The following is a 23,413-nucleotide window of genomic DNA, read 5'->3' on the forward strand; positions in this document are numbered from 1 at the left end:
CAATAAAACAGTCAATGCCAGAATCAATATTCTAATAAGTGAGGTCGTTTAGCAAGTTGTGATCAACCAAGTTTGGTTGGGTGACTTGCAATTGCTTTTCCTTTTGCATAGCTCTTTCTATGGTGCTCATGGCATTAGGGTTTCTGGCCCAATTTCTTCGCGCAATTCCATTGTTAACATCCCAAAAAAGCATACTTCTAAGCTTTTTGTCGGCTTCTTCCGATCCATCTAAGAGCATTCCGAATCCACCATTAACCACTTCGCCCCAACCAACGCCACCACCATTGTGCAGCGAAATCCAAGTAGCCCCTCTGAATGAGTCGCCTACAAAATTTTGAACGGCCATATCTGCGGTGAACTGTGATCCGTCGTAAATGTTGGACGTCTCTCGGTAAGGAGAATCTGTTCCAGAAACATCGTGGTGATCTCTACCCAAAATAACTGGCCCTATTTCACCAGCAGCGATTGCTTGGTTAAAGGCAGCGGCTATTCTCATGCGCCCTTCGGCATCGGCATAAAGTATTCTGGCTTGAGAACCAACAACTAATTTGTTGGCTTTAGCTTCTTTTACCCAGTGCAAATTATCTTGCAGTTGTGACTTTATATCTTCTGGTGCTTCTTGAAGCATCTCCGTCAGTACATCTGCTGCAATCTGATCGGTTTTATCTAAATCTTCAGCACCACCCGATCCACAAACCCATCGGAAAGGACCAAAACCAAAGTCAAAGCAAATTGGTCCCATAATATCCTGAACATAAGATGGGTATTTGAAATCGCCCGATTTAGCGGCTCTATTTTTGAAGACATCGGCCCCAGCTCGGCCAGCTTCAAGCAAAAATGCATTGCCATAGTCAAAGAAATACGTTCCTTTAGCGGTGTGCTGGTTCACTATTTCTGCATGTTTTCTCAAAGTCGAATAAATCGCTTTTTTGAAACCCTCTGGTTGCTGAGCCATCATTTCGTTGGCTGCCTCATAGGACATCCCTGTTGGGTAGTAGCCACCAGCAAATGGGTTGTGTAAGGATGTTTGGTCTGATCCAAAGTCAACCTTCATTCCTCTATCTGCGAGCGCTTGCCATAAATCGACAATATTGCCCAAGTAAGCGAAAGAGGTATTGTCTCCTGCATCTCGCGCGGCTTGTACTAGATCTAACAGTAAGTCAAGATCTTCCACTAATTCATCCACCCAGCCTTGTTCGTGCCTTTTACGCGCCGCTTTGGGATTGATTTCTGCTGTAATGGAGACTACGCCTGCGATTTTTGCTGCTTTTGGTTGCGCTCCGCTCATGCCGCCTAAGCCGGAAGTAACAAACAATAACCCTTTGAAATCACCGTCAGGTCGTTTCATCCGTGCAGCATTTAACACCGTAATTGTAGTGCCATGTACAATGCCTTGTGGTCCGATATACATATAAGAACCAGCCGTCATTTGGCCATATTGGGTGACGCCAAGCGCATTAAATTTCTCCCAATCGTCAGGTTTAGAATAGTTGGGAATCATCATGCCGTTAGTGGCTACTACGCGCGGTGCGTTTGTGCTTGACGGGAAAAGACCCATGGGGTGACCTGAATACATCGCCAGAGTTTGCTCATCTGTCATCTCAGCAAGATATTTCATAGCCAATCTATACTGAGCCCAGTTTTGAAATACCGCGCCATTTCCGCCGTAGGTAATTAACTCATAGGGGTGTTGGGCAATCGCTGGATCCAAGTTATTTTGAATCATCATCATGATAGACTTAGCCTGGAGAGAATTTCCGGGATATGATTCAATGGATCTTGCGTAAATAGGAGTTTTTGGCATGAATCTGTACATGTAGATTCTCCCATAAGTTTTTAATTCTGACAGGAATTCTTGTGCCAAAATTTCGTGCCATTCTTTTTTGAAATAGCGAAGGGCATTACGAAGGGCAAGCTTCTTATCGGCTTCAGTTAAGATATCCTTTCGCTTAGGTGCCCTGCTGATCTTCAGGTCGAGGCTGGGTGCTTCTGGAAGCAACGTTGGTATACCTTCTACAAGTTCTTTTTGAAAGTCATTCATGGCTAGTACTGTTCAAATTCGTTCTGAAATTGGCTATTAAGGGTTGTGTCGCATAGCGTAGGTAGCTTTCTAGACTTGATAATGCGATGCGCCTTTTCAATATCCTTTGCAAAGATTCTGTCCTTTTCGGCATGATCGATTTTGCTTCTAGTATGGGCATGGCAAGCCTCTAAAATGGTACTGGACTTAAGTGGCTTACGGAAATCAAAAGCTTGTGCTGCGCACAGAAGTTCAATGGCTAAAATTTGCTCAAGATTACCTATAATCTGTAATGCTTTTCTTCCACTTATCGAGCCCATACTCACGTGATCTTCTTGCCCTAAAGAAGTAGGCACACTATCAGCGCTAGCAGGGAAGCAGAGGCTTTTGTTTTCACTCACTAAAGCTGCAGAAGTATATTGTGGTAACATAAAGCCAGAATTTATACCGGTGTCTTTCATCAATAACTGTGGAAGTCCAGAGATTTTTCCTTCCAGCGAAAGATAAATTCTTCTATCAGAAATATTGCCCAGTTCAGCGGCGGCCAATGCGGCATAGTCTAGAGGAAGGGCCAGAGGCTGACCGTGAAAATTTCCACCGCTAATGGTGTCTTCAGCGCTGAAAATAATTGGGTTATCAGTAACCGCATTCAATTCAATTTCTGTCAATGACTTTAGGTGCGACCATGTATTTCGCGAAGTGCCATGTACCTGCGGAATACAACGGAGTGAATAAGGGTCTTGCACCCGATCGCAATCCACATGAGATTCCAATATCTGCGAACCAGTCAGCATGGCCTTCACGCGGTGGGCCACATGGATGTTCCCCTTAAAAGGCCTAAGCGCATGAAGTTCAGGACTAAATGGTTTGATGGAACCCTGAAGTGCCTCTATCATCATAGCACCGATAATGTCGGCATGGGTAAGGCAATTATGAAGTCTGTCAACAACTTCAATGGCATGTGCGGCGATAAACTGCGTGCCGTTAATTAAGGCGAGCCCTTCTTTTGGGCCTAGACTTACAGAATTTAAGTTAGCTTGATCGAATAGTGCCTGACCGGAAATGGTTTTACCTTGAAAATGGACTTCTCCTAGACCAATCAAAGGTAAGAATAGATGTGCTAAAGGTGCCAAATCACCCGAAGCGCCAACAGAACCTTGTTCCGGAACCAATGGAATAGCATCGTGATCTATGTGCCAAATAATTCGTTGGAGCGTGGCCAGTTGAATGCCTGAGAAGCCTTGTGCTAGTGAGTGTACTTTTAAAATCATCATAAGCTTACTCAGCTGGTTCGAAATCGGCTTCCCTACACCTACACTGTGGCTTTTCAGAATATTGTATTGAAGCGTTTGCGTATCTTCTTCCGAAATAAGTGTGGTACAAAGCGGGCCAAAACCTGTATTGATACCGTAAACCGTTGTTCCGTGTTCAGTAATGTCTTTTACATATTGGGCACTTAGCATTACTCTTTTCTCAGCCGTTTCGTTTAAAATCCCTTTGATTTGACCTTGAGCAATTTGTAGTGCAAGACCAGTCGTTAAGTGATCGATTCCATAATTAAATACTTCCATAGACAGATTTTGATTAAGCTTCTCTATCAAATCTACTTCGAATAATTAATTCTTATAAATGATATATATTTATATATTAATTACTTTTAGTTATCAATGGAAATAAGGCATTTAAGGTATTTTTTGGCTTTGGGCAAAGAACTTCATTTTGGGCGTGCTGCTGACAAGTTATTTATCACTCAACCGGCGCTTAGTAAACAGATACAGCAGCTAGAGGAGGAGATAGATACCAAGCTTTTAACTAGAACCAAACGAAGTGTTTCGCTTACTCCGGCAGGGGAATATTTTATGCATGAAGCGGAATATCTGATCAATCATTTGGGTCGTGTGGTGGATGCTACCAAGCGTAAAGGTGAAGGGCAAGAAGGCGAAATTAGGATAGGATTTGTTGGGTCTGCTATGCAGGAGCTTATACCTAATTTGCTTGAACGGATGAGCTTGAAATTTCCGGCCATTCATGCCTCACTAGACGAGCTGAATAATAAAGATCAATTGAGCGCTATCTCCAATGATAAACTAGATATCGGCTTTGTAAGACTTGAAAGCGTGCATGATGGTTTTCAGCAAAAAGTGGTGATGGAGGACTCTTTTTCGCTAGTTGTTTCAGGAAGACACAAGATTCAACCTAAGGATTTTAAGAACCTCAATCAATTCGAAAAGGAATCATTTATTCTTTTTTCGAATGACTATAGTCAAGAGTATTACGATAATATCATGAGCATTTTTACAGATCATAACTTCGTGCCGAAAGTATCGCATCGATCAGTGCAGGCGAATAGCATTTTTCGGTTGGTGGAAAGAGAATTGGGTGTGGCGATAGTTCCTTCGGCGCTTCAAGGAGGAATTGACCTTGATGTTTCATTTATTCCACTAAAACATTTACCACAAAGGACAAAATTAATGGCCATTTGGAACAGGCAAAATAGAAATGAAGCTTTGGAAAAGTTTTTAAAATTGCTTGACTAATTCGATAACACTTTTCTTTCTTTAAGGGCCAATGATCAAAATCATTAAACATCTTTTAGCACACCGCGAAAATAAAATCACAGCTTTTGTTTTTATGGCCTTGGCCATTTCTTTTGGTGCATTTATTACGAGGCTGCCAGATATTAAAGATAGACTTGACTTGAGCGAAAGTGAATTGGGTGCAGCCTTGTTCTTCTTGCCGCTGGGTGCCGCAACATTACTCCCTTTTTATAGTAAAATAATTGCTCGTTTTGGGGAACGAAAAACTACCTCCGGAGCCATTATTGGGTTTTTGATAGTGATTATACTTCCAGGATTAACGGCAAATCTATATTGGTTAATGGCTAGCCTTTATCTGCTTGGTTTGGCCATGGGCCTTACGGATGTGGCCATGAATGCCGAAGCTGCTGAAATTGAAAGGGCAAAATCCCGGTCAATTATGTCTGCTTGCCATGGGTTTTTTAGTCTAGGAGGCATGTTTGGTGCTCTATTGGGGGCATTGTTTATCTTTTTGGAGGTTGGGCTGACTTTGCAAATGTCGATTTTAGCATTAATCCTTATTCTATTCCTACTACCAAGTTTCAAACATTTAATTGATGTTGCTGTACGTGAGCCTCATAAGGGTTTTCAATTTCCACCAATGAAAGTCATTGTTTATGCGGCCATCGGCTTATGCGTAATGATGAGCGAAGGCGGTATTACGGATTGGAGCACGATATACTTAAGAGATAATCTAAATCTTAGTGCTGAATTTGCCGGTTTTGGATTCGCGGGTTTTTCGCTAGCTACTGCTTTAATGCGATTTAAGGGAGATGAGCTTCAAGGTAAATTAGGCGGTAGGTTTTTGGTGATTCTTGGCTTGGTTATCGGTATAATTGGGTTGACGCTTACCCTTTTTGACAATTCAGTCATAGTAATCATTGGGTTTAGCGTGTCGGGGCTGGGTTTTTCAGTCATCGTACCAATTCTTTACAGTGCTACCGCTAAAATAGAAGGGTTGAATCCATCTAGTGGTATTGCCACCGTCGCATCATCAGGCTACATAGGTATGCTGATTGGTCCAGTAATTATTGGTTTTATTGCCGAAGAATACGGCTTAAACAATGGTTTTGTATTTCTTTTGGGGTTAACAATCTTGGCCCTTGCTTTAAGCTTAAAATCCTTCCGCTAGCCTAGCGGGTGAAGCTTTGGCCTATAAACTTCAAACCGATCGGTAAGGAAGTTCTCCAAAAATCCCAAGTATGAGCGCCATCTCTTACTCTATACTGATGACGGATGCCGCGTTTTCTCATTTCAATATGTAGGCTAGCATTACCGATAGCAAGGAAATCATCGTCACCACAATCAAAATAAAATCGAACGGAATTGAGCTTTCTTACGTCACCGTTTTTCACAATATCCAGAATCGAGTTTTTTCTATAATGAGCTGTAAGTCGAGCTTCGCCTTTAAGTCCTTTTCCTAAAACTCTTCCCCAGTAGCCATCAAACCCAGCTTGCCCACCCGAAAGTAGTTCTTCATCGGTGTTTACAGCGGAACTGAAACCTGCCGCCGCACTAAATAAATCTGGGTGCTGCATAGCCATTCTTAACGTGCCGGCACCTCCCATAGATAATCCGCTAATTCCTCGAAATTCTTTTGAGGCTCTGACACGAAATTTGTCTTCGACCGATGGCATAAGTTCTTCGATAAACATATCTCCATACCGATAGGAGTTATCATGGTTATTCATATAAAGCCGATCGTCGCCATCAGGCATAACAATGATCATGGGTGGGAAATCTCCATTTTCAATTCCTTCATCCACTATCCGTTGCATATCACCAAATTGAATCCAATCTGTCTGATCTCCAGTGAATCCATTTAACAGGTAAACAATAGGATAAAAGCGTAAATTATTTTGATAGCCTTCGGGCAAATAGACGGAATAGTAGATGTCTGTGCCTAATATTTGACTTTTAAAATGCTGACTTTCCAATACCTGACTTTGTCCAAAAATGGTATTTGAAACAAGTGTAAAAATCAAAGCGAATATTGGGTAGGTCTTTTTCATGATTTTCTCGGTTGAAAGAATATTTGTTATAATTTAGTCAGACATCACAAAATATCCTCAAATGTCCAAGTATATCATTACCGTTGATGCTGGAACTACCAGTGAAAGAGCCATCATATTCAACAAGAAAGGTGAAATTGTCAATGTTTCTCAAAGGGAGTTCGAGCAGTTTTACCCTAAACCAGGTTGGGTTGAACATAACCCTTTAGAAATATGGGAGACACAGAAATTCACGATTACCGATGTACTTGAGAAACAAGGGGCAAATGCTTCAGATATTGCTGCGATTGGCATCACCAATCAGCGAGAAACAACAATAATTTGGGATAGGAAAACGGGAAAATCAATCCACAAGGCCATTGTGTGGCAAGATAGGCGTACTGCCGATGCTTGTGAGGTTTTAAAAACTGTGGAGCAAATGGATTTGGTCCAAGAAAAGACCGGTTTGCTTATTGATGCCTACTTCTCGGCTTCAAAAATCAGGTGGATACTAGATCATGTGGAGGGTGCGCAAGAAAGAGCTGAAAAAGGTGAATTGGCGTTTGGTACTGTCGACTCTTGGCTGCTTTGGAAGCTAACGGGTGGAAAAGTGCATGCCACTGACGTGAGTAATGCCAGTAGAACGATGCTATTTAATATTCATACCCTAGAATGGGATAATGAATTATTGGAGCTGTTCAATGTTCCAAAAGCAATGCTTCCAGAAGTTAAAAGTAGTAGTGAAGTTTATGGGCATACAGATGCTGATCTATTTGGCGCTGAGATCCCAATCGCTGGTATAGCTGGAGATCAGCAGTCGGCACTTTTTGGGCAAATGTGTACTGAGCCGGGCATGGTGAAAAACACCTACGGGACAGGCTGTTTTATGGTAATGAATACGGGTAATAAAGTCATTAAGTCTAAACATAAATTACTTTCAACCATTGGTTGGCAGCTTGATGGGGAAGTGACTTATGCTTTAGAAGGAAGTATTTTTATTGGTGGAGCTATTGTACAGTTTTTGAGAGATAACCTTCATTTTGTAGATAATGCACCAGAAATCGAGACCTTGGCTAAGTCAGTAGAGGATAACGGCGGTGTTTATTTCGTTCCTGGTTTCGTAGGTCTTGGCGCTCCACACTGGGATCAATACAGCACGGGACTTATGATTGGCCTCACCAGAGGTACTCAAAAAGGGCATATCGCAAGAGCTGCGCTTGAAGCTTTAGCACTTCAAAGCATGGAGGTGATTGATACAATGGCCTTAGATTCCGGAATAGAACAAAAAGAACTGAGAGTAGACGGGGGTGCTTCAGCTAACAATCTCTTAATGCAAATACAATCTGACGTGACGGGATTAAAAATTGTAAGACCCGAAATTGTAGAAACTACCGCACAAGGAGCTGCTTTTTTAGCAGGTCTAGCGGTTGGATATTGGGAAAACAAAGAAGAAATACAGTCGCTTTGGGCGATAGATAAGTCTTTTGAGCCTTCTGGTGCCGACGTTGATGAAGTGAAGAAGAATTGGTCGAGGGCCGTAGAGCGTGCAAAGGCTTGGGTAGAATAAGTCGTTACTAGATTTAGTGAAAAAATGAAGAGAGAGAAAATGCTAAAGCGGCTCAAAAAACAAACCGAGCCATGGGATATTGTAGTCATTGGTGGAGGAGCAACTGGCTTAGGTACGGCCGTGGATGCTGCTTCTAGAGGCTATAAAACCCTGCTTCTAGAACAGCATGATTTCGCGAAAGGCACATCTAGCCGAAGCACCAAGCTCGTTCACGGGGGCGTAAGATATTTACAACAAGGTGATATTTCTTTGGTCTTAGAAGCTCTCAAGGAAAGGGGTTTAATGATTCAGAATGCTCCTCATTTAGTTAAGAATCAAGCCTTTGTTATTCCAAACTACGAATGGTGGGATGGTCCTTTTTATCAAGTAGGACTGAAAGTTTACGATTTAATGTCAGGTAAGCTGGGTATTGGCTCATCGAAAAAGCTCACGAAGGATGAAACGATAGAACGCATACCCACCATTGACCAAAAAGGCTTAAAAGGCGGTGTGGTCTATTACGATGGACAGTTTGATGATGCGCGAATGGCACTTTCTCTGGCGAGGACGGCTAAACATTACAACGGAACACTACTAAACTACTTTGAGGTAACAGGTATTGAAAAAGACGCAGATGAAATAATCTGTGGCGTAAAAGGAAAAGATTTAGAATCGGGTAAACACTATAGTATTAAGGCTAAAACCGTAATTAATGCGACCGGCGTTTTTGCCGATCGGGTGAAGAAAATGGACGAGCCCGACGTGAAAGAAATGATTCAACCGAGTCAAGGCATTCACTTGGTAGTGAGCAAAGATTTTCTGCCCGATAGACACGCGATTATGGTACCTCAAACCAAGGATGGTCGGGTCATGTTTGCCGTTCCCTGGCATGATAAAGTGGTTTTGGGTACAACGGATACCATGATTGAAAAACCGATGCTAGAGCCCGAAGCGAAAGAGGCGGAGATAGATTTTATTCTGGAAACGGCAGGTCAGTATTTGGTGAAACAACCAACACGTGACGATATTTTAAGTGTCTTTTCAGGCCTCAGGCCTTTAGCTAAGCCAGAAGGGGATGGTAAATCGACAAAGGAAATTTCAAGACATCATAAAGTGATGATTTCCCAATCAGGTTTAATTACAATTATTGGAGGTAAATGGACTACTTACCGCAAAATGGCTGAAGATACCGTAGATAATGCCATGTTGATTGGTGATTTGCCGGAGCGTAAGTGTATTACGAAAAATCTGCCGGTTTACGGTTACGATAAGAATTTAGACCTTACCACCGACCCACTTGCAGTTTATGGAACGGATAAATATCAGTTGCTTGACTTAGAGGAAGAACAACCCGAGTTAGCCGAAATTATAAGTGAGACTTTACCGCTAAGACGATCGCAAATTGTTTGGGCTGTAAAGCATGAAATGGCCAGAACGGTTGAAGATATGTTGGCTAGGCGGGTAAGAGGCCTGTTTTTAGATGCTAAAGAGTCGTTGAAAGTTGCTCCAAGAGTGGCTGAAATAATGGCTAAAGAATTGGGTGAGGATGGTGATTGGGTAGAAGATCAGATTGAGCTTTTCAACGAGATAGCCACGAATTACAGAATCAAAGACTAGAAAGGTTTAATAACCCAAAGCTTCAATTTTCTTTTCAATCTCGCGTTTCTTTTCACCCATTTCAAGTCTGTTGTAATAGCTAATAAGTGTCTTTAAAATGCCAATATCTTCTGGTTTTTTTGCTGATGCTGCTTCCATTAACGGTAAAGCCCTCTTGATAAAATCGAGTGCTTTTTCTTCATAAGCTTCATGATCTGCTTTATACTGATCCATGGTCATTGTATTGATGGATCGGTAATAAGTATTCGCTTGATCATTATAAAGCATAGCGAGATTAAAATTTGCCGTTACATTTTCTTTATCCGATTCGAGTGCTTGCAGATAGGCTGCCTCTGCCAGTTCCAGTTCTTGCTGAAGACCAAGGCTATCCAAAGGCGTTATGCCCTTAATTTCCGCAATAAACTGATCGTGAAGTACTGCTTTTCTTAAAGCCAGCTGGCTGTTTTTTGGTTCTTTCTCTAGAATTTCGGCAATGAGTGCTATGGCTTCACGATTCTGCTCTTGATCTAATAAAATATCGAGTTTGTACCGATTAAAAACAGAAGATTCAGGAAAGTGGGAATTGGCTTTCTCAATAGTGGCTAGTGCAGCCTCTAAATCCTTTTGCGTATCCTTTTGTATGCTTATCATATTCTGATACGTTCGAACTTTAGGCCCTAAATCAATAAGTTTTTGAAAGTTTGCGATGGCTAAATCGTATCGTTTTGCCTGAACAGCCGCATTTGCCGCATAAGTAATTATAGTAGTGTCTTTCGGTTCGATAATTATAGCATTGTTAAAGGCCTTAAGTGCTGCATTATAATCTTGTTGCTGGTAAAGCGTAGCGCCGCTTTGAATAAGTGTTTGATAAAGCAAGTCTATGCTCTGGCCAGCAGAAAGGTTTATTCTGATGTTATCCGATGGGTGCTTTAGCGTCATTTGATAACCTCGGATGGCCTCGGTTAAAAATTGAGCCTTCTCTTCCTCGGCTTGGCTCTGCTGAAAAAGAGCCTTATTCAGCTCCGCATAGGTATACCATGCACCGCCATCTTCAGATAATTCCTTGTCAACCGCCTTGCCTATAACTGCTAGCGCCGCGGTCAATTTTCCTTCGGCTTGAAGGGTTCTTGCTTCAATCAGGCTATTGCTTTGGGCAGTAGCTGCAAAAGATATGAAGAAGAATATGCAAACGAGCTTATAAGGCATGAGGACAGAATTATCGAAAATTACTCAATAAGTTCAGTTGTTTTTTATTTCCGTAAGATTTTTCATGTCTACGGTTCCTAGTCGCTTCGTGGTAATTGTACCGTCTTTGAACTGAAGCAAGACCAAGGCCGAAATTTTGTTTTCAGATCTTTCCCATTGAAGCTTGTTATTAATGTTAGCGCTGAGATTCATTTTCTTCATTTTCATGTTAGTATCGTTCCGAACGCTTACCAAACATGATTTTCCACGTTTGTCTACTAATATTTGTAAACCCAAGTCCCCAACGGCTTTTTCTATCATTTTAGAAGTCCAGCCTGCAGTTACCTTTTCGATGAGTACTTTTTCATCCACTTTCACCTGAATAAAATCAGTTTCAAACTTGAATTGATCAAGGTAGCAGTCATCGAATTTTAAAGGATAAACGTGTTGGGCAGAAAGGGATGAGGCGAAGCCCAAACAAAGGAGAATTGTTAAAAGAAGATAGCGCATGACTTTTGACTTTAAGAATAAATTTCGTCAAGTAAATCTACTATTTCAAATCAGCCAATTTTCAGAATTCATAAGATGATTGAAGGATTCTTAATGAATTTGACAATCGGAATAAAATTATGTCGCCGGCCTGACACTTTTGTTTTCTACTTGGGGTTTTTGTTTTCGCTTGCTGAATCGCTCAGGTACTTAAGCTTTAGCCAAACATCCTATGGTGATCGCAATCGATTTCATTCGGTTTTCAGAAATTATTTTTCACAAAAATGGAACAAAAACATTCATTATCACGTCATTAGCTCGGTAGGAAACTTTGGATACCAGAATAGTTTCCCTAGTTTAGTCAGTGAATGGAAATGAAAGAGAAGATAGCAGTGCGGGCAAGTGAGCTAATGTTGCAGTTTGGCATCAGGACGGTCACGATGGATGATATATCGAAGGACCTGGGTATTTCTAAGAAGACGATTTATCAATATTTCAAAGACAAAAAGGAATTAGTCAATACCATTACAAGTCTACACCTGAATTTAGAAAAAGAACGTTTCGAAGGTTCGGCAAATGAAAGTGTCGATAGTGTTCATGAGCTAATTATAGTTTCTCAATGTTTGAGAGACTCTATGAAGGACATGAAAATGAGCTTGATGAATGAACTTCAGAAATTTTACCCGGAATCTTGGCAGATGTACGAAGATTTTAAAAAAGGGGTAATGCTCGATTCAATCACAAAGGTGATTATAAGAGGGCAGAAAGAAGGACTTTTTAGAGCTGAAGTCGACCCGCACCTAGTGGCAGTTATGAGGATAGAACAAGTTCAATCCTTTATTATGAGAAATTTATTTCCAAAAGATCAGTACTCACTTTACGATGTACAGATGCAATTGTTTGATCACTTTATACACGGACTTTTTACAATAGAAGGTCATCAACTTTTTAATCAATACACCACTTCAAAAGTTAAGCAAAATGAAACGCTCAATTAGAAGAGTAAATTTTTTAGCGCTGCTGATGCTGATAGCATTGGGGGCTAATGCACAGAATGTATTTTCTCTGCAGGAAGCTATCGAGTATGCGATAGCCAATAATGAGGATATCAAGAATGCTCAGGTAACCACAAAAGATGCCGAGGCTCAAGTTTTTGAAACCAGAGCTGATGGTTTGCCTCAGATTGATGCAAACTTTGGCTACACCAACAATACTAAGTTACAACAGAGTATTGTAAGGGCAGATATTTTTGACCCTACCGCAGGGCCTAGTGATATTACAACGGTAGCCTTTGGTATTCAACACCAAAGTAATTTGAACATCACGGCCTCTCAAATGATTTGGGATGGTTCATTTTTTATCGGCTTACAAGCCGCACGAAAACTTCGTGAAAAAGTGATTGTAGATGAACAAAAGACGACAATCGATGTAGTTGAAAGCGTTACTAAAGCCTATTATTTGGTTTTGGTGAATCAAGTAAGAACCGAGCTGATCGATACGAACATCGAAACTGTTGAGCAAACATTGGAAGAAACCCGTGAGCTTTATGAAAATGGTTTTGCTGAAAAAATTGATGTGACAAGGTTACAAGTTCAATTGAACAACTTGAAAACTGAAAGACAAGGTGTTACTCAGGTGATTGCTTCTAGCAAGAACTTGCTTAAGTTGAGCATGGGTATGCCGGTTATTCAGCCGATTAGCCTTTCTGCTACCTTAGACACTTTCGATTTTAGTTACTCTAACAGTGAGGTTCAAGCCTTCAATGTGCAAGAGCGAATAGAAGCACAGCAATTGAATTACCTTAAAGATTTAGCAGTCTTGGATGTTAAAAATATTAGATCACAATACATTCCAAAGGTGACACTAAATGCAGGCTGGGGTAGAAACACAGGAAACGATTCTTTTGGTAACCTATGGAACGCGAACAGACAGTGGTTTGGAAGTTCTTTTATAGGACTTAACGTGAGCATTCCGGTTTTTGATGGACTTAGAAAAAAGTACACTACCGAGCGGAAGAGGTACCAGTTGGAAACGCTCAATAATCAGTACGATTTATTGACAAACAGTCTTCAACAACAATTAATAAATGCTAAGGATGCTTTGGAAGTAAACCTCCAAAGATTAGAAGTGCAAGAAGCCAATATGGCACTTGCTAAAGAAGTGACCGATATCACCAGAGAAAAATACTCTGAAGGAATCGGTTCAAACTTAGAATTGATCAATGCAGAGGATAGCTATAAACAAGCGGAGGTAAATTATCTCACCGCTTTGTATGATGCAATTATAGCGAAAATTGATCTCGACAAATCTTTAGGAAAACTCAACTAATACAACAATGACTTACAGAATATCAAAAAAATATATAGACATGAAACCTCAGAGTATCATCACAATTTTAGTATTGACTTTGGTTGCTTTTAGTTGTGGCCCAAAAGATACTATCGAAAGCAAAAAGGCGAGAATTCAGGAAGCGAAAGCTGAAATGAAAGCGCTGGAAACGGAAGTTTCAGAAATCGAAAAAGCACTTGTAGCAGAAGATCCAAATTATAATAAGCCAGTTGAGGCGGCTACATTAATTACAACAGTAAATGCTGCTAAAGAGAATTTCGATCATAAAATTGAAATACGTGGAAATGTTGAATCAAGAACCAATGTAACAATTAGCTCAGAAATGATGGGTTTATTGACTAGCCTACCAATTAAGGAAGGACAATACGTTGAAAAAGGTCAGATCCTAGCTACAGTTGATGCTGAGAACCTCAAGAAATCAGTAGACGAGTTAGAAAACCAGCTTGAATTTGCAACAACTGTTTTTGAGAAAAGAGATAGACTTTGGAAAAAGAATATCGGAACGGAAATAGATTACTTGCAAGCAAAAAACAACAAAGAGTCTTTAGAAAAGCAGCTGGCTACACTCCAAACACAATTGGATAAGGCAGAGATAAAAGCACCTTTTAATGGTACTATCGAAACGGTATCCGTCAGACAAGGTGAAATTGCTCAGCCGGGCATGCCGATCGCTTACTTAGTAGGCAATGCGAACATGTATATTACTGCTGAAGTTTCAGAGTCTTATATCGGCAAGTTTAACCGAGGAGATAAAGTAATGGTGAGCATTCCTTCTCTAGGTAAAGAAGAAGCTTCTAAAATAATTTCTGTAGGAAAAGTGATTAACCCAGCTAGTAGAACTTTCACAATTGAAGTACAGCTGCCTAGGCTTGGTAGTTCTGTTAAAACCAATTTAGTAACACTATTAAAGTTGACAGATTATTCGTCTGATGATGCTGTTGTCATTCCTTCACGACTGATTCAAGAAGATTTCGAAGGCAACTTTGTCTATACCGTAAAAGACAAAAGAGCAGCAAAAGTACATGTCAAATTGGGTTATTCTTACGATAACCACACCGAGGTACTTTCCGGATTAAATGGCGGAGAAGTTGTGGTAGACAAAGGCAACAGAACAGTTGCAAATGGTACAATGGTAACTGCTCAAAACTAATTAACCTCATTGCGATAGATTATGGCTAAAGAGAACGAAAAACAGATAATTGACAAGGAATTTGGGTTAACCTCCCTTTCCTTACGCAATAAGGTTACGGTATATGTGCTTACACTGCTTATCGTGTTTGCAGGTATTTACTCGTACATAACACTGCCAAAAGAGAATTTTCCGGAAGTAGAACAGCCAACTGTATATGTAAGTACAGCACACCCTGGAAACTCCCCTGAAGATATCGAAAGCTTAATTACACGAGAGCTTGAAAAAGAAATCAATACAATTGAAGGCGTTGATAATATTCAATCTACTTCAGTACAAGATTTCTCTGCTATTGTAGTAGAATTTCAAGTAGGAGTAGATGTAGATGAAGCAGTGATCGATGTAAAAGATGCAGTAGATAGAGCAAAGTCCGAACTTCCGAACGACCTGAAGAGTGATCCGAACGTGATTAAATTCAGCTTCTCAGAAAATTTCCCAATCCTCAATGTCAACTTAACTGATCCAACAAAAACATTGGATGAACTGAATGACATTGCAGAATTCTTGGAAGATGAGATTGAAAAGTTTGCTCAAGTTTCTAAAGTAAACATCGTTGGTGTCGACGAAAAGGAAGTCAAAATTAAAGTTGATCCTTTCAAATTGGAAGCAAGAAAAGTCACTTTTACCGATATCGAAAATGCCATTTCCTCTGAAAACCTAACCCTTTCAGGCGGTAATGTGATTGCAGATGGTATCAGAAGAAACGTAAGAGTAATTGGTGAATTTGATGATCCTTCTCAAATGGAAGATATCATCATTAGCAATGAAAACGGAAACATCGTTTACCTGAAAGATGTAGCGACTGTAGAGTTTGACTATAAAGACAAGCAAAACTATGCGCGCCTTGACCTCAATCCAGTAGTGAAAATAGATGTCATGAAGAGAAGTGGCGAGAACCTATTGATCGCTACGGATAACATTATGGCACTTTTAGATAAAAGTGTTGAGAGCGGTCAGATACCAGAGAGCACTAAGGTTACCATTACTAATGACCAGTCGAAAGACACTAGAGAACAAGTAAGTAGTTTAGGTAACAACATTATTTTCGGTGTAATTCTAGTAGTTACCGTACTGTTATTCTTCCTAGGTACAAGAAACTCACTTTTTGTAGGTATGGCTATTCCATTGTCAATGTTTATGGCATTGATGATTTTAGGACTTGCGGGTATTACCATTAATACAATGACATTATTCGGGCTGATTATGGCCTTGGGTATGTTAGTGGATAATGGAATTGTGGTCGTTGAAAATGTTTACCGTCTCATGGAGGAAGGATTAAGCCCAATGGCAGCTACTCGAAGAGGAGTTGGTGAAGTGGCCTTGCCGATTATTTCTTCTACAGCAACAACGCTGGCAGCGTTTATTCCACTAGCTTTTTGGCCTGGAATTATCGGTGAGTTTATGCTCTACTTACCATTAACACTGATTATTACCTTAGGGTCGTCACTCTTTGTCGCCTTGGTGATTAACCCAGTGTTTATCTCAAGCTTTATGAAAATTGATGGTCAAAAAATGTACGACCATAAGAAGATTATGGTCAGATCAGGTCTTGCTATTATAGCCGGTATCGTATTCTCATTTGTATTATCTGTACCGCCACTAGGTAATTTATTAATGCTGATTGGTGTCATTACATTGCTCAATGTATATGTATTAGGACCACTTTCAGCTAGGTTTCAAGCTGGTTTTTTACCAGCACTGGAAAAACGTTATGTAAGAGTGCTTAAGAGTGCGGTAAAGCATCCATTCTTATACTTAGGGGGTGCGTTTATGACTTTGATTATTTCACTAGGAATATTCGGAGCATTTCAGCCAAATGTGCTTTTCTTTCCTGAAAACGAACCTAAATATGTGAACGTTTTTGTGGAGTATCCTGTGGGTACTGACATTGAAGTAACAAATGACTTCTCTAAAGACATTGAAGCGCAAGTGCTTGAAATTATCAAGCCTTACGAAAGCATTGTAGAGTCTGTATCGACTAATGTAAGTCAAGGTGCGGCCGACCCCAATGATCCTACAGCTGTAGGTCAGTCAGAGGAGCCGCATAAAGCGAGAATCACCGTCAACTTTATTGAAAGTAAGCTCCGTGGCGATTTAAATACTAAGGACGTAATGAATGATATCCGAGAGCAAGTAAAATTGCAACCTGGTGTTACGTTGACAGTAGATAAAGATGCAGCAGGACCTCCAACAGGAAAGCCAATAAATCTAGAATTGATCGGGGAAGATTTACAAACGCTGATCAGTTTGAGTGAAGATGTCCAACAGCGAATTGCTGAGTCTGGAATTCAGGGAATTGAGAAACTGAAGAGTTCATTAGAGCTTGGAAAACCGGAATTAGTAATAGACATAGACAGAGACAATGCCCGTAGGTTTGGCTTGTCGACTTACTCAATCGCCAATGAAATTAGAACAGCTCTTTTTGGTAAAGAGGTTTCTAAATACAAAGAAGGTGAGGATAACTATGAGATCAACGTTAGACTAAATCAAGATTATCGATACGATGTAGATGCCTTGATGAACAAGAATATCACTTTCAGAAACCAGAATTCTGGTAAACTGGTACAAGTGCCAATTTCTTCAGTAGCCAACGTGCGTTATAGCTCTACATATGGTTCTATTAAAAGAAAGGATTTGGACAGAGTAGTAACACTTAGTTCTAACGTTTTGGCAGGTGCCAACGCGACAGACATTAACGATCAATTGAAGTTGTTGATGGCTGATTATGAAATGCCAGTGGGCTATAGCCATGCCTTTACTGGCGAAGCTGAGGAGCAGGCAGAGAACATGGCATTCTTGGCTAAAGCCTTACTAATTGCAGTGTTTACAATCTTCTTGATTATCGTTTCACAGTTCAATAAAATAACCGCTCCATTTATCATTATGGTATCTGTACTCTTAAGTACTATTGGCGTATTCTTAGGGCTGGTAATATTTAATATGGAGTTCGTTGTAATCATGACCATGGTAGGTATTATCGCCTTGGCTGGAATTGTAGTAAACAATGCGATTGTATTAATTGACTTCATTGAGCTTACCCGTAAGAGAAGAAGAAAAGAACTAGGGTTGCCAGAGGGTGGTAAGTTGCCAATGGATGAGGTGATTAACTCAATTATAATTGCAGGTAAAACAAGGCTCAGACCGGTATTATTAACGGCAATTACTACCATTCTAGGTTTAGTGCCTTTAGCGGTAGGTCTTAATATTGACTTTATCGGGGCATTCGTGAGTTACAGCGCTGACTTTTATGTTGGGGGCGACAATGTAATTTTCTGGGGCCCAATGTCGTGGACAATTATCTTTGGGTTAACGTTCGCAACTTTCTTTACGCTGATTATGGTACCAACTATGTACCTATTAGCTGACAGAGTAATTTATAGGATTGCGCGATGGAGGGGCGATTCAAACGTTATAGATATTCCTCAAACATCTGGTGGGACTAAAGAAGTTTTGGCCTGATGTTTGTAAACAATATTAACGTGGTGATTTTGGTGCCGCAAGAGTGGCGCCAATCATAGTTAAGGTTGATTTGGTGGCTCCCGAGGTGGTACTCGGGAGTCTTTTTTTTGAACGCTTTCAAAGCTTCTTTCGTTAACAATTCAATGCCTATTTCTCCTCTAGCTTTTATAATCATTTTGACTGTGATGGTCTGGATGGATTATTATGCCTACCAAGCCACACGTTTGGTGATGGCCAATAAATCCGATAGACTTAAGAAGCTTGTTAAGCTTGCCTATATCCTCCAAGCAGTCATATTGATAGGTCTAACAATTTCGCTAAGATGGCGCGTTTCGGGGACGGTGAACACAATGTTTACACTCTCGATCATTTTCATGGCCTATGCCGCTAAGTTACTGGCCATTGTAGTCACTTTTATAGATGACATTAGGAGAGTTTTATCCCTATTCTTTTCAGGCCGAAAAAGGCGCTATGAAAAAAGAGTAGCCTCAGGTCAGAAAATGCCTCGTTCTAAATTTTTGGCTAGGAGCGCTGTTGTAATGGCCACCTTGCCGATCGTAACCATGAGCTTTGGTATAGTAAGAGGTGCTTACGATTATAGAATTAGAAGAAGAAGGGTGTACCTACCAAATTTGCCGAAAGCTTTTGAAGGCATTAAGATAGCGCAGTTGTCCGATATCCACAGCGGTAGCTTCTATGATAAAGTCGCTGTTCAAGGAGGTATTGATATGCTAATGGCCGAAAAGCCAGACTTAGTATTCTTTACCGGTGACTTAGTGAACAATCAAACCAAAGAAGTAGGTGAATACATTGATTTATTCTCAAAAGTAAAAGCTGATCTTGGCGTTTATTCCACACTAGGCAATCATGATTATGGAGACTATTTACAATGGACATCCATCGATGCCAAGCGCAGAAACCTGGAAGACATGATCAAGACCCATGAACGCATGGGCTGGAAACTACTGATGAATGAGAATGAAGCCATTCGCATAGGTTCAGATCAAATCGCTGTTCTGGGCGTAGAAAACTGGGGTGCAGGTCGGTTTGCAAAATATGGTCAATTAGATCAAGCTGCTTTGTATGCTGAAGGAGACGTAAAATTGTTACTATCGCATGACCCAAGCCATTGGGATGCACAAATTAGACAGCAACAACCAGATATTGACCTAACCTTTTCGGGCCATACGCATGGCATGCAGCTAGGTGTCGAAATCGGCGATTTCAGATGGAGTCCTTCAAAATATATCTACAAACAGTGGGCTGATTTATACCAAGAAAAAAATCAATACCTATATGTCAACAGAGGCTTCGGTTTTCTAGGTTTTCCGGGGCGAATAGGTATACTTCCAGAGATTACCCTGCTAGAATTGACCTCTAAACCGATCGCTTAGACTCGGTCTTTTCATAACAGATTAGTATCAGCGGTCTTCCATCTTATCACTTCTTTTGGTACCTTCCGAGACCAAAAAAACAACCAAATGAAAAAACTCTTATCGCTTACTTTAATGGCGTTTGCTTTCAGTTTAAATGCTCAAACAACGCCGAATTGGATTCGATATCAATCCATTTCGCCTGATGGTCAGCACATCGCATTTACTTATAAAGGCGATTTATATCGGGTGGCTGCCACTGGTGGAGATGCCGTACAATTAACCTTCCATCAAGCACATGATTATATGCCTGTTTGGAGTAATGATAGTAAACACATTGCCTTTGCATCTGATCGGTATGGAAATTTTGATGTCTATGTAATGAGCGCATTAGGAGGTGCCGCTACTCGGTTAACCTATCACTCAAATGCCGAAAGCCCTTTTAGTTTCTCTAATGATAATAAGCATGTCATTTTCGGAGCACAACGCCAAGACATCGCCGAGCACAGACAATACCCAACAGGGTCTCAGCCAGAGCTTTATCAGGTGCCAGTGAGTGGAGGTAGAGTAGACCAAATCTTTACCATTCCTGCCGAATATGTACAATTAAGCAATGACGGTCGCTACATGGTTTATCATGATAAAAAAGGTGGCGAAAACGAATTTAGAAAACACCATAAGTCTTCTATTACAAGAGATATCTGGATTTTCGACAAAAAGAAGAATGAGCATAAAATGCTCACAAACAGGGAAGTAGAAGACAGGCAACCTTTGTTTACAGCTGACGAGAAAAACCTGTACTACCTGAGTGAAGTCAACGGTAATTTCAACATACATAAAATGTCGATTGAAAACCCGTCGCAAAGCGAGCAATTGACTGATTTTAAACTACACCCTGTTCGTTTTTTAAGTTTTGGGAATGGCACGCTAAGTTTTGGATACGATGGCGAGCTCTATACAATGCAAGAGGGTAGTCAGCCGCAAAAAGTTGAAGTGAATATCCGTACGCAAGCCATAGCCAATTCAGATAAATTCATCACCATTAATGGAGGTGTTCGAGAAATGGCGATATCACCAAGTGGAAAAGAAATTGCTTTTATCGCCAGAGGGGAAGTTTTCGTTACTTCTGTAGATGGCGCAATTACCAAGAGAATTACGAACACACCAGCGCAAGAAAGATTTGTTACTTGGGGACCTGACGGTAAAAGCGTGGTTTATGCCAGCGAAAGAGGAGATAAATGGAATGTTTATAAGGCTACTCGGGAGCGAGAAACGGAGGAGCCTTTCTTTTTTGCTGCCACTATTATTAAAGAAGAGGCTCTGATAAGCACAGACGAGGATAACTATATGCCAAAGTATTCACCTGATGGTAAAAAACTAGCTTACATATCAGGAAGAAGAACTTTGAGAATAATGGATGTAGCTAACGGATCTACTGTCGATCTATTGACGCCAGAAGATCTTTATCATATGCGAGATGGCGACAAATATTTTAATTGGAGCCCAGATAGTAAATGGTTACTGGTAGAATGGGGGCAAACCCTGAGTAATAGTGAAGTGCTGCTCATGTCTGCTGATGGTAAACAAAGAGAGAACTTGACTGAGAGTGGTTATAGAGATTCCCGACCTAAGTGGGTAAACGGAGGCAAGCAGATGCTGTGGTTTAGCAATAAAAATGGACTCAAGAGCTATGCAACTAGCGGTCGTTCCCAAAGCGATGTGTACTCCATGTTCTTTACGCAAGATGCTTGGGACAAATTCAAAATGAGCAAAGACGATTATGCCTTGATGAAAGAAATTGAGAAAGAAACGGAAAAGGCAAAAAAAGCCGATTCTGATAAAGATAAAGGCAAGGATAAAAAAGATGACAAGAAAAAGGATGAAGTAAAGGCACTTCAATTCGATAAGGAGGATATGAGAGAGCGTCAAGTAAGATTAACAATTCATTCTTCAAGCCTGGGTGATGCTACTTTATCAAAAGACGGTGAGAAACTATATTACTTGGCAAGCTTTGAAGGTGGCCAGAATTTATGGACCACAAATCTAAGAACTCGTGAAACGAAACTTGCGATTAAACTAAATGCTGGATTTGGTTCGCTTCAGTGGGACAAAGATATGAAGAACCTCTACCTATTAAGTGGTGGTCGTATTTCAAAGATTAACCCTGATGGAGGAAAGAGAACGGGTATTACCATTAGAGGAGAAATGGAGTATGATGCTATAGCCGAAAGAGAATATGCGTTTAATCATGTTTGGATAAGAACGAAGAATATCTTTTATGAACCAACTTTCCATGGAGTGGATTGGGACTTGATGAAAAAGGAATACAGCAAGTATTTACCATCTATCGGAAACGGATATGAGTTTTCAGAAATGCTATCAGAAATGCTTGGAGAACTTAACGTATCTCACGCAGGATCGCGATACGGCAGCAGTATACCAAATGCAGATGCTACGGCATCATTAGGTATATTCATGGACTATAAACATAAGGGAAATGGTATCAAGATTACGGAAGTAATAAAAGGAGGGCCGCTTGACAAAGCCAAGTTTGATGTCAAGCCAGGAATGATCATCGAGAAAATTGATGGAGAACTTGTGACGCCAAACCGAGATATTGCTACTTACTTAAACCGAAAAGCAAATAAGTTTACACTACTTGAAATCACTGGGCCAAAGAAATCGGATAGACAGCAAATCACAATAAAGCCTATTTCACTAGGTGCTGAAAGGGGGCTTTTATATACGCGTTTTGTTAAAATCAATGAGAAAGAGGTCGAAGAGAAGTCAAATGGTCAACTTGGGTATGTCCACATCCCAGGCATGAGTGACGGCCCTTACAGAAGTATTTATGAAGATATTATGGGTAAATACTACAACCGAAAAGGTATTGTTGTGGATACCCGTTTCAATGGTGGAGGTGACCTTGTGGCCGATTTGGCTATGTTTTTTACAGGCGTACCTTTTATAACCTATGAAACTGAAGCAAAGGTTGTTGGTGCTGAGCCGACGTCCCGTTGGACTAAACCAACTTTAGCCCTGTTTAACGAAAGTATGTATTCAGATGGCCATTGTTTTGCTAGTGGTTATACTGATTTGAAAATCGGTAAAACAGTAGGTATGCCGGTGCCAGGTACATGTAGTTTTGCCGGATGGGAAGGATTACCAGGTGGTGGAAGTTGGGGTGTTGTGCCGGTTAGTGCTAAAAATAAGGCAGGAGAATGGATGGAAAATAACCAAACAGAGCCTTTGATTAAGGTGAAGAATATGCCTGGCTTAATTGATCAAAAGCGAGATCAGCAATTAGAAAGAGCCATTGAAGAAATGCTTAAAGAAGTAGGCAACTAAAAACACCTTTTTTCAGAAAAATCTAACGCTAGTGGGGCTTTGGTAAGAGCTTGGCTAGCGTTTTTTTATGGCCTCCTTAAATTTTACTGCATATTTTTTTGAAGTAATATTATCCTTCTAAGTAATTATCTATTCCATTTAATAAAATGAAATAATTACTAAATAAATTAATTTAATTATGGATAGTTCTATTTACCTATTATATTTGATTTGAAAGCTCGACACTAATTAGGCCGTATTCATTTAGAACGTATAGTTCCAACGTGAATGCATAACATAGTCTGTTGCTCAG

Annotated in this window: 15 protein-coding genes; 10 read left to right on the plus strand and 5 right to left on the minus strand. The window is 40.5% G+C overall.

Features of this window, described 5'->3' with window-relative positions:
• Positions 1-31 precede the first annotated feature (31 nt).
• Positions 32-2,041 (minus strand): urocanate hydratase, encoded by a 2,010-nt coding sequence (locus JXQ92_RS19075; RefSeq protein WP_421988247.1) that lies wholly within the window; start codon positions 2,039-2,041, stop codon positions 32-34.
• 2 nt (positions 2,042-2,043) lie between these two features.
• Complete coding sequence (hutH, locus tag JXQ92_RS19080; RefSeq protein ID WP_421988248.1) at positions 2,044-3,591, minus strand: histidine ammonia-lyase; 1,548 nt, start codon at positions 3,589-3,591, stop codon at positions 2,044-2,046.
• A 96-nt stretch (positions 3,592-3,687) separates the two neighbouring features.
• On the opposite strand from hutH, the gene JXQ92_RS19085 reads away from it, so the two are divergent.
• Together JXQ92_RS19085 and JXQ92_RS19090 are read left to right on the plus strand one after the other, a co-directional pair.
• Positions 3,688-4,557, plus strand: coding sequence for a LysR family transcriptional regulator (locus JXQ92_RS19085; protein WP_421988249.1), 870 nt, complete (start codon positions 3,688-3,690; stop codon positions 4,555-4,557).
• A 31-nt stretch (positions 4,558-4,588) separates the two neighbouring features.
• Positions 4,589-5,728, plus strand: a complete 1,140-nt coding sequence (locus JXQ92_RS19090; protein ID WP_421988250.1) for an MFS transporter — start codon at positions 4,589-4,591, stop codon at positions 5,726-5,728.
• Between the two features lies 1 nt (position 5,729).
• Here the strand turns inward: JXQ92_RS19090 and JXQ92_RS19095 are convergent, their stop codons facing one another.
• Complete coding sequence (locus JXQ92_RS19095) at positions 5,730-6,608, minus strand: alpha/beta hydrolase (RefSeq protein ID WP_421988251.1); 879 nt, start codon at positions 6,606-6,608, stop codon at positions 5,730-5,732.
• A gap of 61 nt (positions 6,609-6,669) precedes the next feature.
• Here JXQ92_RS19095 and glpK point away from each other — a divergent pair, with 61 nt between their 5' ends.
• Together glpK and JXQ92_RS19105 are read left to right on the plus strand one after the other, a co-directional pair.
• Entirely contained in the window at positions 6,670-8,154 is a 1,485-nt protein-coding gene (glpK, locus tag JXQ92_RS19100; RefSeq protein ID WP_421988252.1) for a glycerol kinase GlpK, read from the plus strand.
• A gap of 24 nt (positions 8,155-8,178) precedes the next feature.
• The gene (locus JXQ92_RS19105) at positions 8,179-9,750 is read left to right on the plus strand and encodes a glycerol-3-phosphate dehydrogenase/oxidase (protein WP_421988253.1); all 1,572 of its coding nucleotides are present in this window, start codon (positions 8,179-8,181) and stop codon (positions 9,748-9,750) included.
• 6 nt (positions 9,751-9,756) lie between these two features.
• Here the strand turns inward: JXQ92_RS19105 and JXQ92_RS19110 are convergent, their stop codons facing one another.
• Together JXQ92_RS19110 and JXQ92_RS19115 are read right to left on the minus strand one after the other, a co-directional pair.
• Positions 9,757-10,935 carry a tetratricopeptide repeat protein gene (locus JXQ92_RS19110; RefSeq protein ID WP_421988254.1) on the minus strand — a complete coding sequence of 393 codons (1,179 nt, stop codon included), beginning with the start codon at positions 10,933-10,935 and terminating at the stop codon, positions 9,757-9,759.
• Positions 10,936-10,968: 33 nt separating this feature from the next.
• Positions 10,969-11,424, minus strand: coding sequence for a hypothetical protein (locus tag JXQ92_RS19115; RefSeq protein ID WP_421988255.1), 456 nt, complete (start codon positions 11,422-11,424; stop codon positions 10,969-10,971).
• A 353-nt stretch (positions 11,425-11,777) separates the two neighbouring features.
• Between JXQ92_RS19115 and JXQ92_RS19120 the strand changes: the two genes are divergently transcribed.
• The 6 genes from JXQ92_RS19120 to JXQ92_RS19145 all read left to right on the plus strand — a co-directional run bounded on the left by JXQ92_RS19120 (position 11,778) and on the right by JXQ92_RS19145 (position 23,121).
• A complete protein-coding gene (locus JXQ92_RS19120; protein ID WP_421988256.1) occupies positions 11,778-12,401 on the plus strand; it encodes a TetR/AcrR family transcriptional regulator in 624 nt (207 codons plus the stop codon).
• Entirely contained in the window at positions 12,385-13,731 is a 1,347-nt protein-coding gene (locus tag JXQ92_RS19125; protein ID WP_421988257.1) for a TolC family protein, read from the plus strand. Before JXQ92_RS19120 ends, JXQ92_RS19125 begins: the two co-directional genes overlap by 17 nt.
• Positions 13,732-13,771: 40 nt before the next feature.
• The gene (locus JXQ92_RS19130) at positions 13,772-14,902 is read left to right on the plus strand and encodes an efflux RND transporter periplasmic adaptor subunit (RefSeq protein WP_421988258.1); all 1,131 of its coding nucleotides are present in this window, start codon (positions 13,772-13,774) and stop codon (positions 14,900-14,902) included.
• A gap of 21 nt (positions 14,903-14,923) precedes the next feature.
• Positions 14,924-18,400: an efflux RND transporter permease subunit gene (locus tag JXQ92_RS19135; protein WP_421988259.1), complete on the plus strand. Its 3,477-nt coding sequence runs from the start codon at positions 14,924-14,926 to the stop codon at positions 18,398-18,400.
• 143 nt (positions 18,401-18,543) lie between these two features.
• Entirely contained in the window at positions 18,544-19,794 is a 1,251-nt protein-coding gene (locus JXQ92_RS19140) for a metallophosphoesterase (protein ID WP_421988260.1), read from the plus strand.
• Positions 19,795-19,881: 87 nt separating this feature from the next.
• Positions 19,882-23,121, plus strand: a complete 3,240-nt coding sequence (locus tag JXQ92_RS19145) for a S41 family peptidase (RefSeq protein WP_421988261.1) — start codon at positions 19,882-19,884, stop codon at positions 23,119-23,121.
• Positions 23,122-23,413: the final 292 nt, after the last annotated feature.

The sequence above is a fragment of the Roseivirga sp. genome, from assembly GCF_049099775.1.
Lineage (GTDB): Bacteria > Bacteroidota > Bacteroidia > Cytophagales > Cyclobacteriaceae > Roseivirga.

Excerpts from the sequence above, each read along its gene's own strand:
- JXQ92_RS19075 (WP_421988247.1), bottom strand. The coding sequence starts at position 2,041 with ATGAATGACTTTCAAAAAGAACTTGTAGAAGGTATACCAACGTTGCTT.
- hutH (WP_421988248.1), bottom strand. The coding sequence starts at position 3,591 with ATGGAAGTATTTAATTATGGAATCGATCACTTAACGACTGGTCTTGCA.
- JXQ92_RS19085 (WP_421988249.1), top strand. The coding sequence starts at position 3,688 with ATGGAAATAAGGCATTTAAGGTATTTTTTGGCTTTGGGCAAAGAACTT.
- JXQ92_RS19090 (WP_421988250.1), top strand. The coding sequence starts at position 4,589 with ATGATCAAAATCATTAAACATCTTTTAGCACACCGCGAAAATAAAATC.
- JXQ92_RS19095 (WP_421988251.1), bottom strand. The coding sequence starts at position 6,608 with ATGAAAAAGACCTACCCAATATTCGCTTTGATTTTTACACTTGTTTCA.
- glpK (WP_421988252.1), top strand. The coding sequence starts at position 6,670 with ATGTCCAAGTATATCATTACCGTTGATGCTGGAACTACCAGTGAAAGA.
- JXQ92_RS19105 (WP_421988253.1), top strand. The coding sequence starts at position 8,179 with ATGAAGAGAGAGAAAATGCTAAAGCGGCTCAAAAAACAAACCGAGCCA.
- JXQ92_RS19110 (WP_421988254.1), bottom strand. The coding sequence starts at position 10,935 with ATGCCTTATAAGCTCGTTTGCATATTCTTCTTCATATCTTTTGCAGCT.
- JXQ92_RS19115 (WP_421988255.1), bottom strand. The coding sequence starts at position 11,424 with ATGCGCTATCTTCTTTTAACAATTCTCCTTTGTTTGGGCTTCGCCTCA.
- JXQ92_RS19120 (WP_421988256.1), top strand. The coding sequence starts at position 11,778 with ATGAAAGAGAAGATAGCAGTGCGGGCAAGTGAGCTAATGTTGCAGTTT.
- JXQ92_RS19125 (WP_421988257.1), top strand. The coding sequence starts at position 12,385 with ATGAAACGCTCAATTAGAAGAGTAAATTTTTTAGCGCTGCTGATGCTG.
- JXQ92_RS19130 (WP_421988258.1), top strand. The coding sequence starts at position 13,772 with ATGAAACCTCAGAGTATCATCACAATTTTAGTATTGACTTTGGTTGCT.
- JXQ92_RS19135 (WP_421988259.1), top strand. The coding sequence starts at position 14,924 with ATGGCTAAAGAGAACGAAAAACAGATAATTGACAAGGAATTTGGGTTA.
- JXQ92_RS19140 (WP_421988260.1), top strand. The coding sequence starts at position 18,544 with ATGCCTATTTCTCCTCTAGCTTTTATAATCATTTTGACTGTGATGGTC.
- JXQ92_RS19145 (WP_421988261.1), top strand. The coding sequence starts at position 19,882 with ATGAAAAAACTCTTATCGCTTACTTTAATGGCGTTTGCTTTCAGTTTA.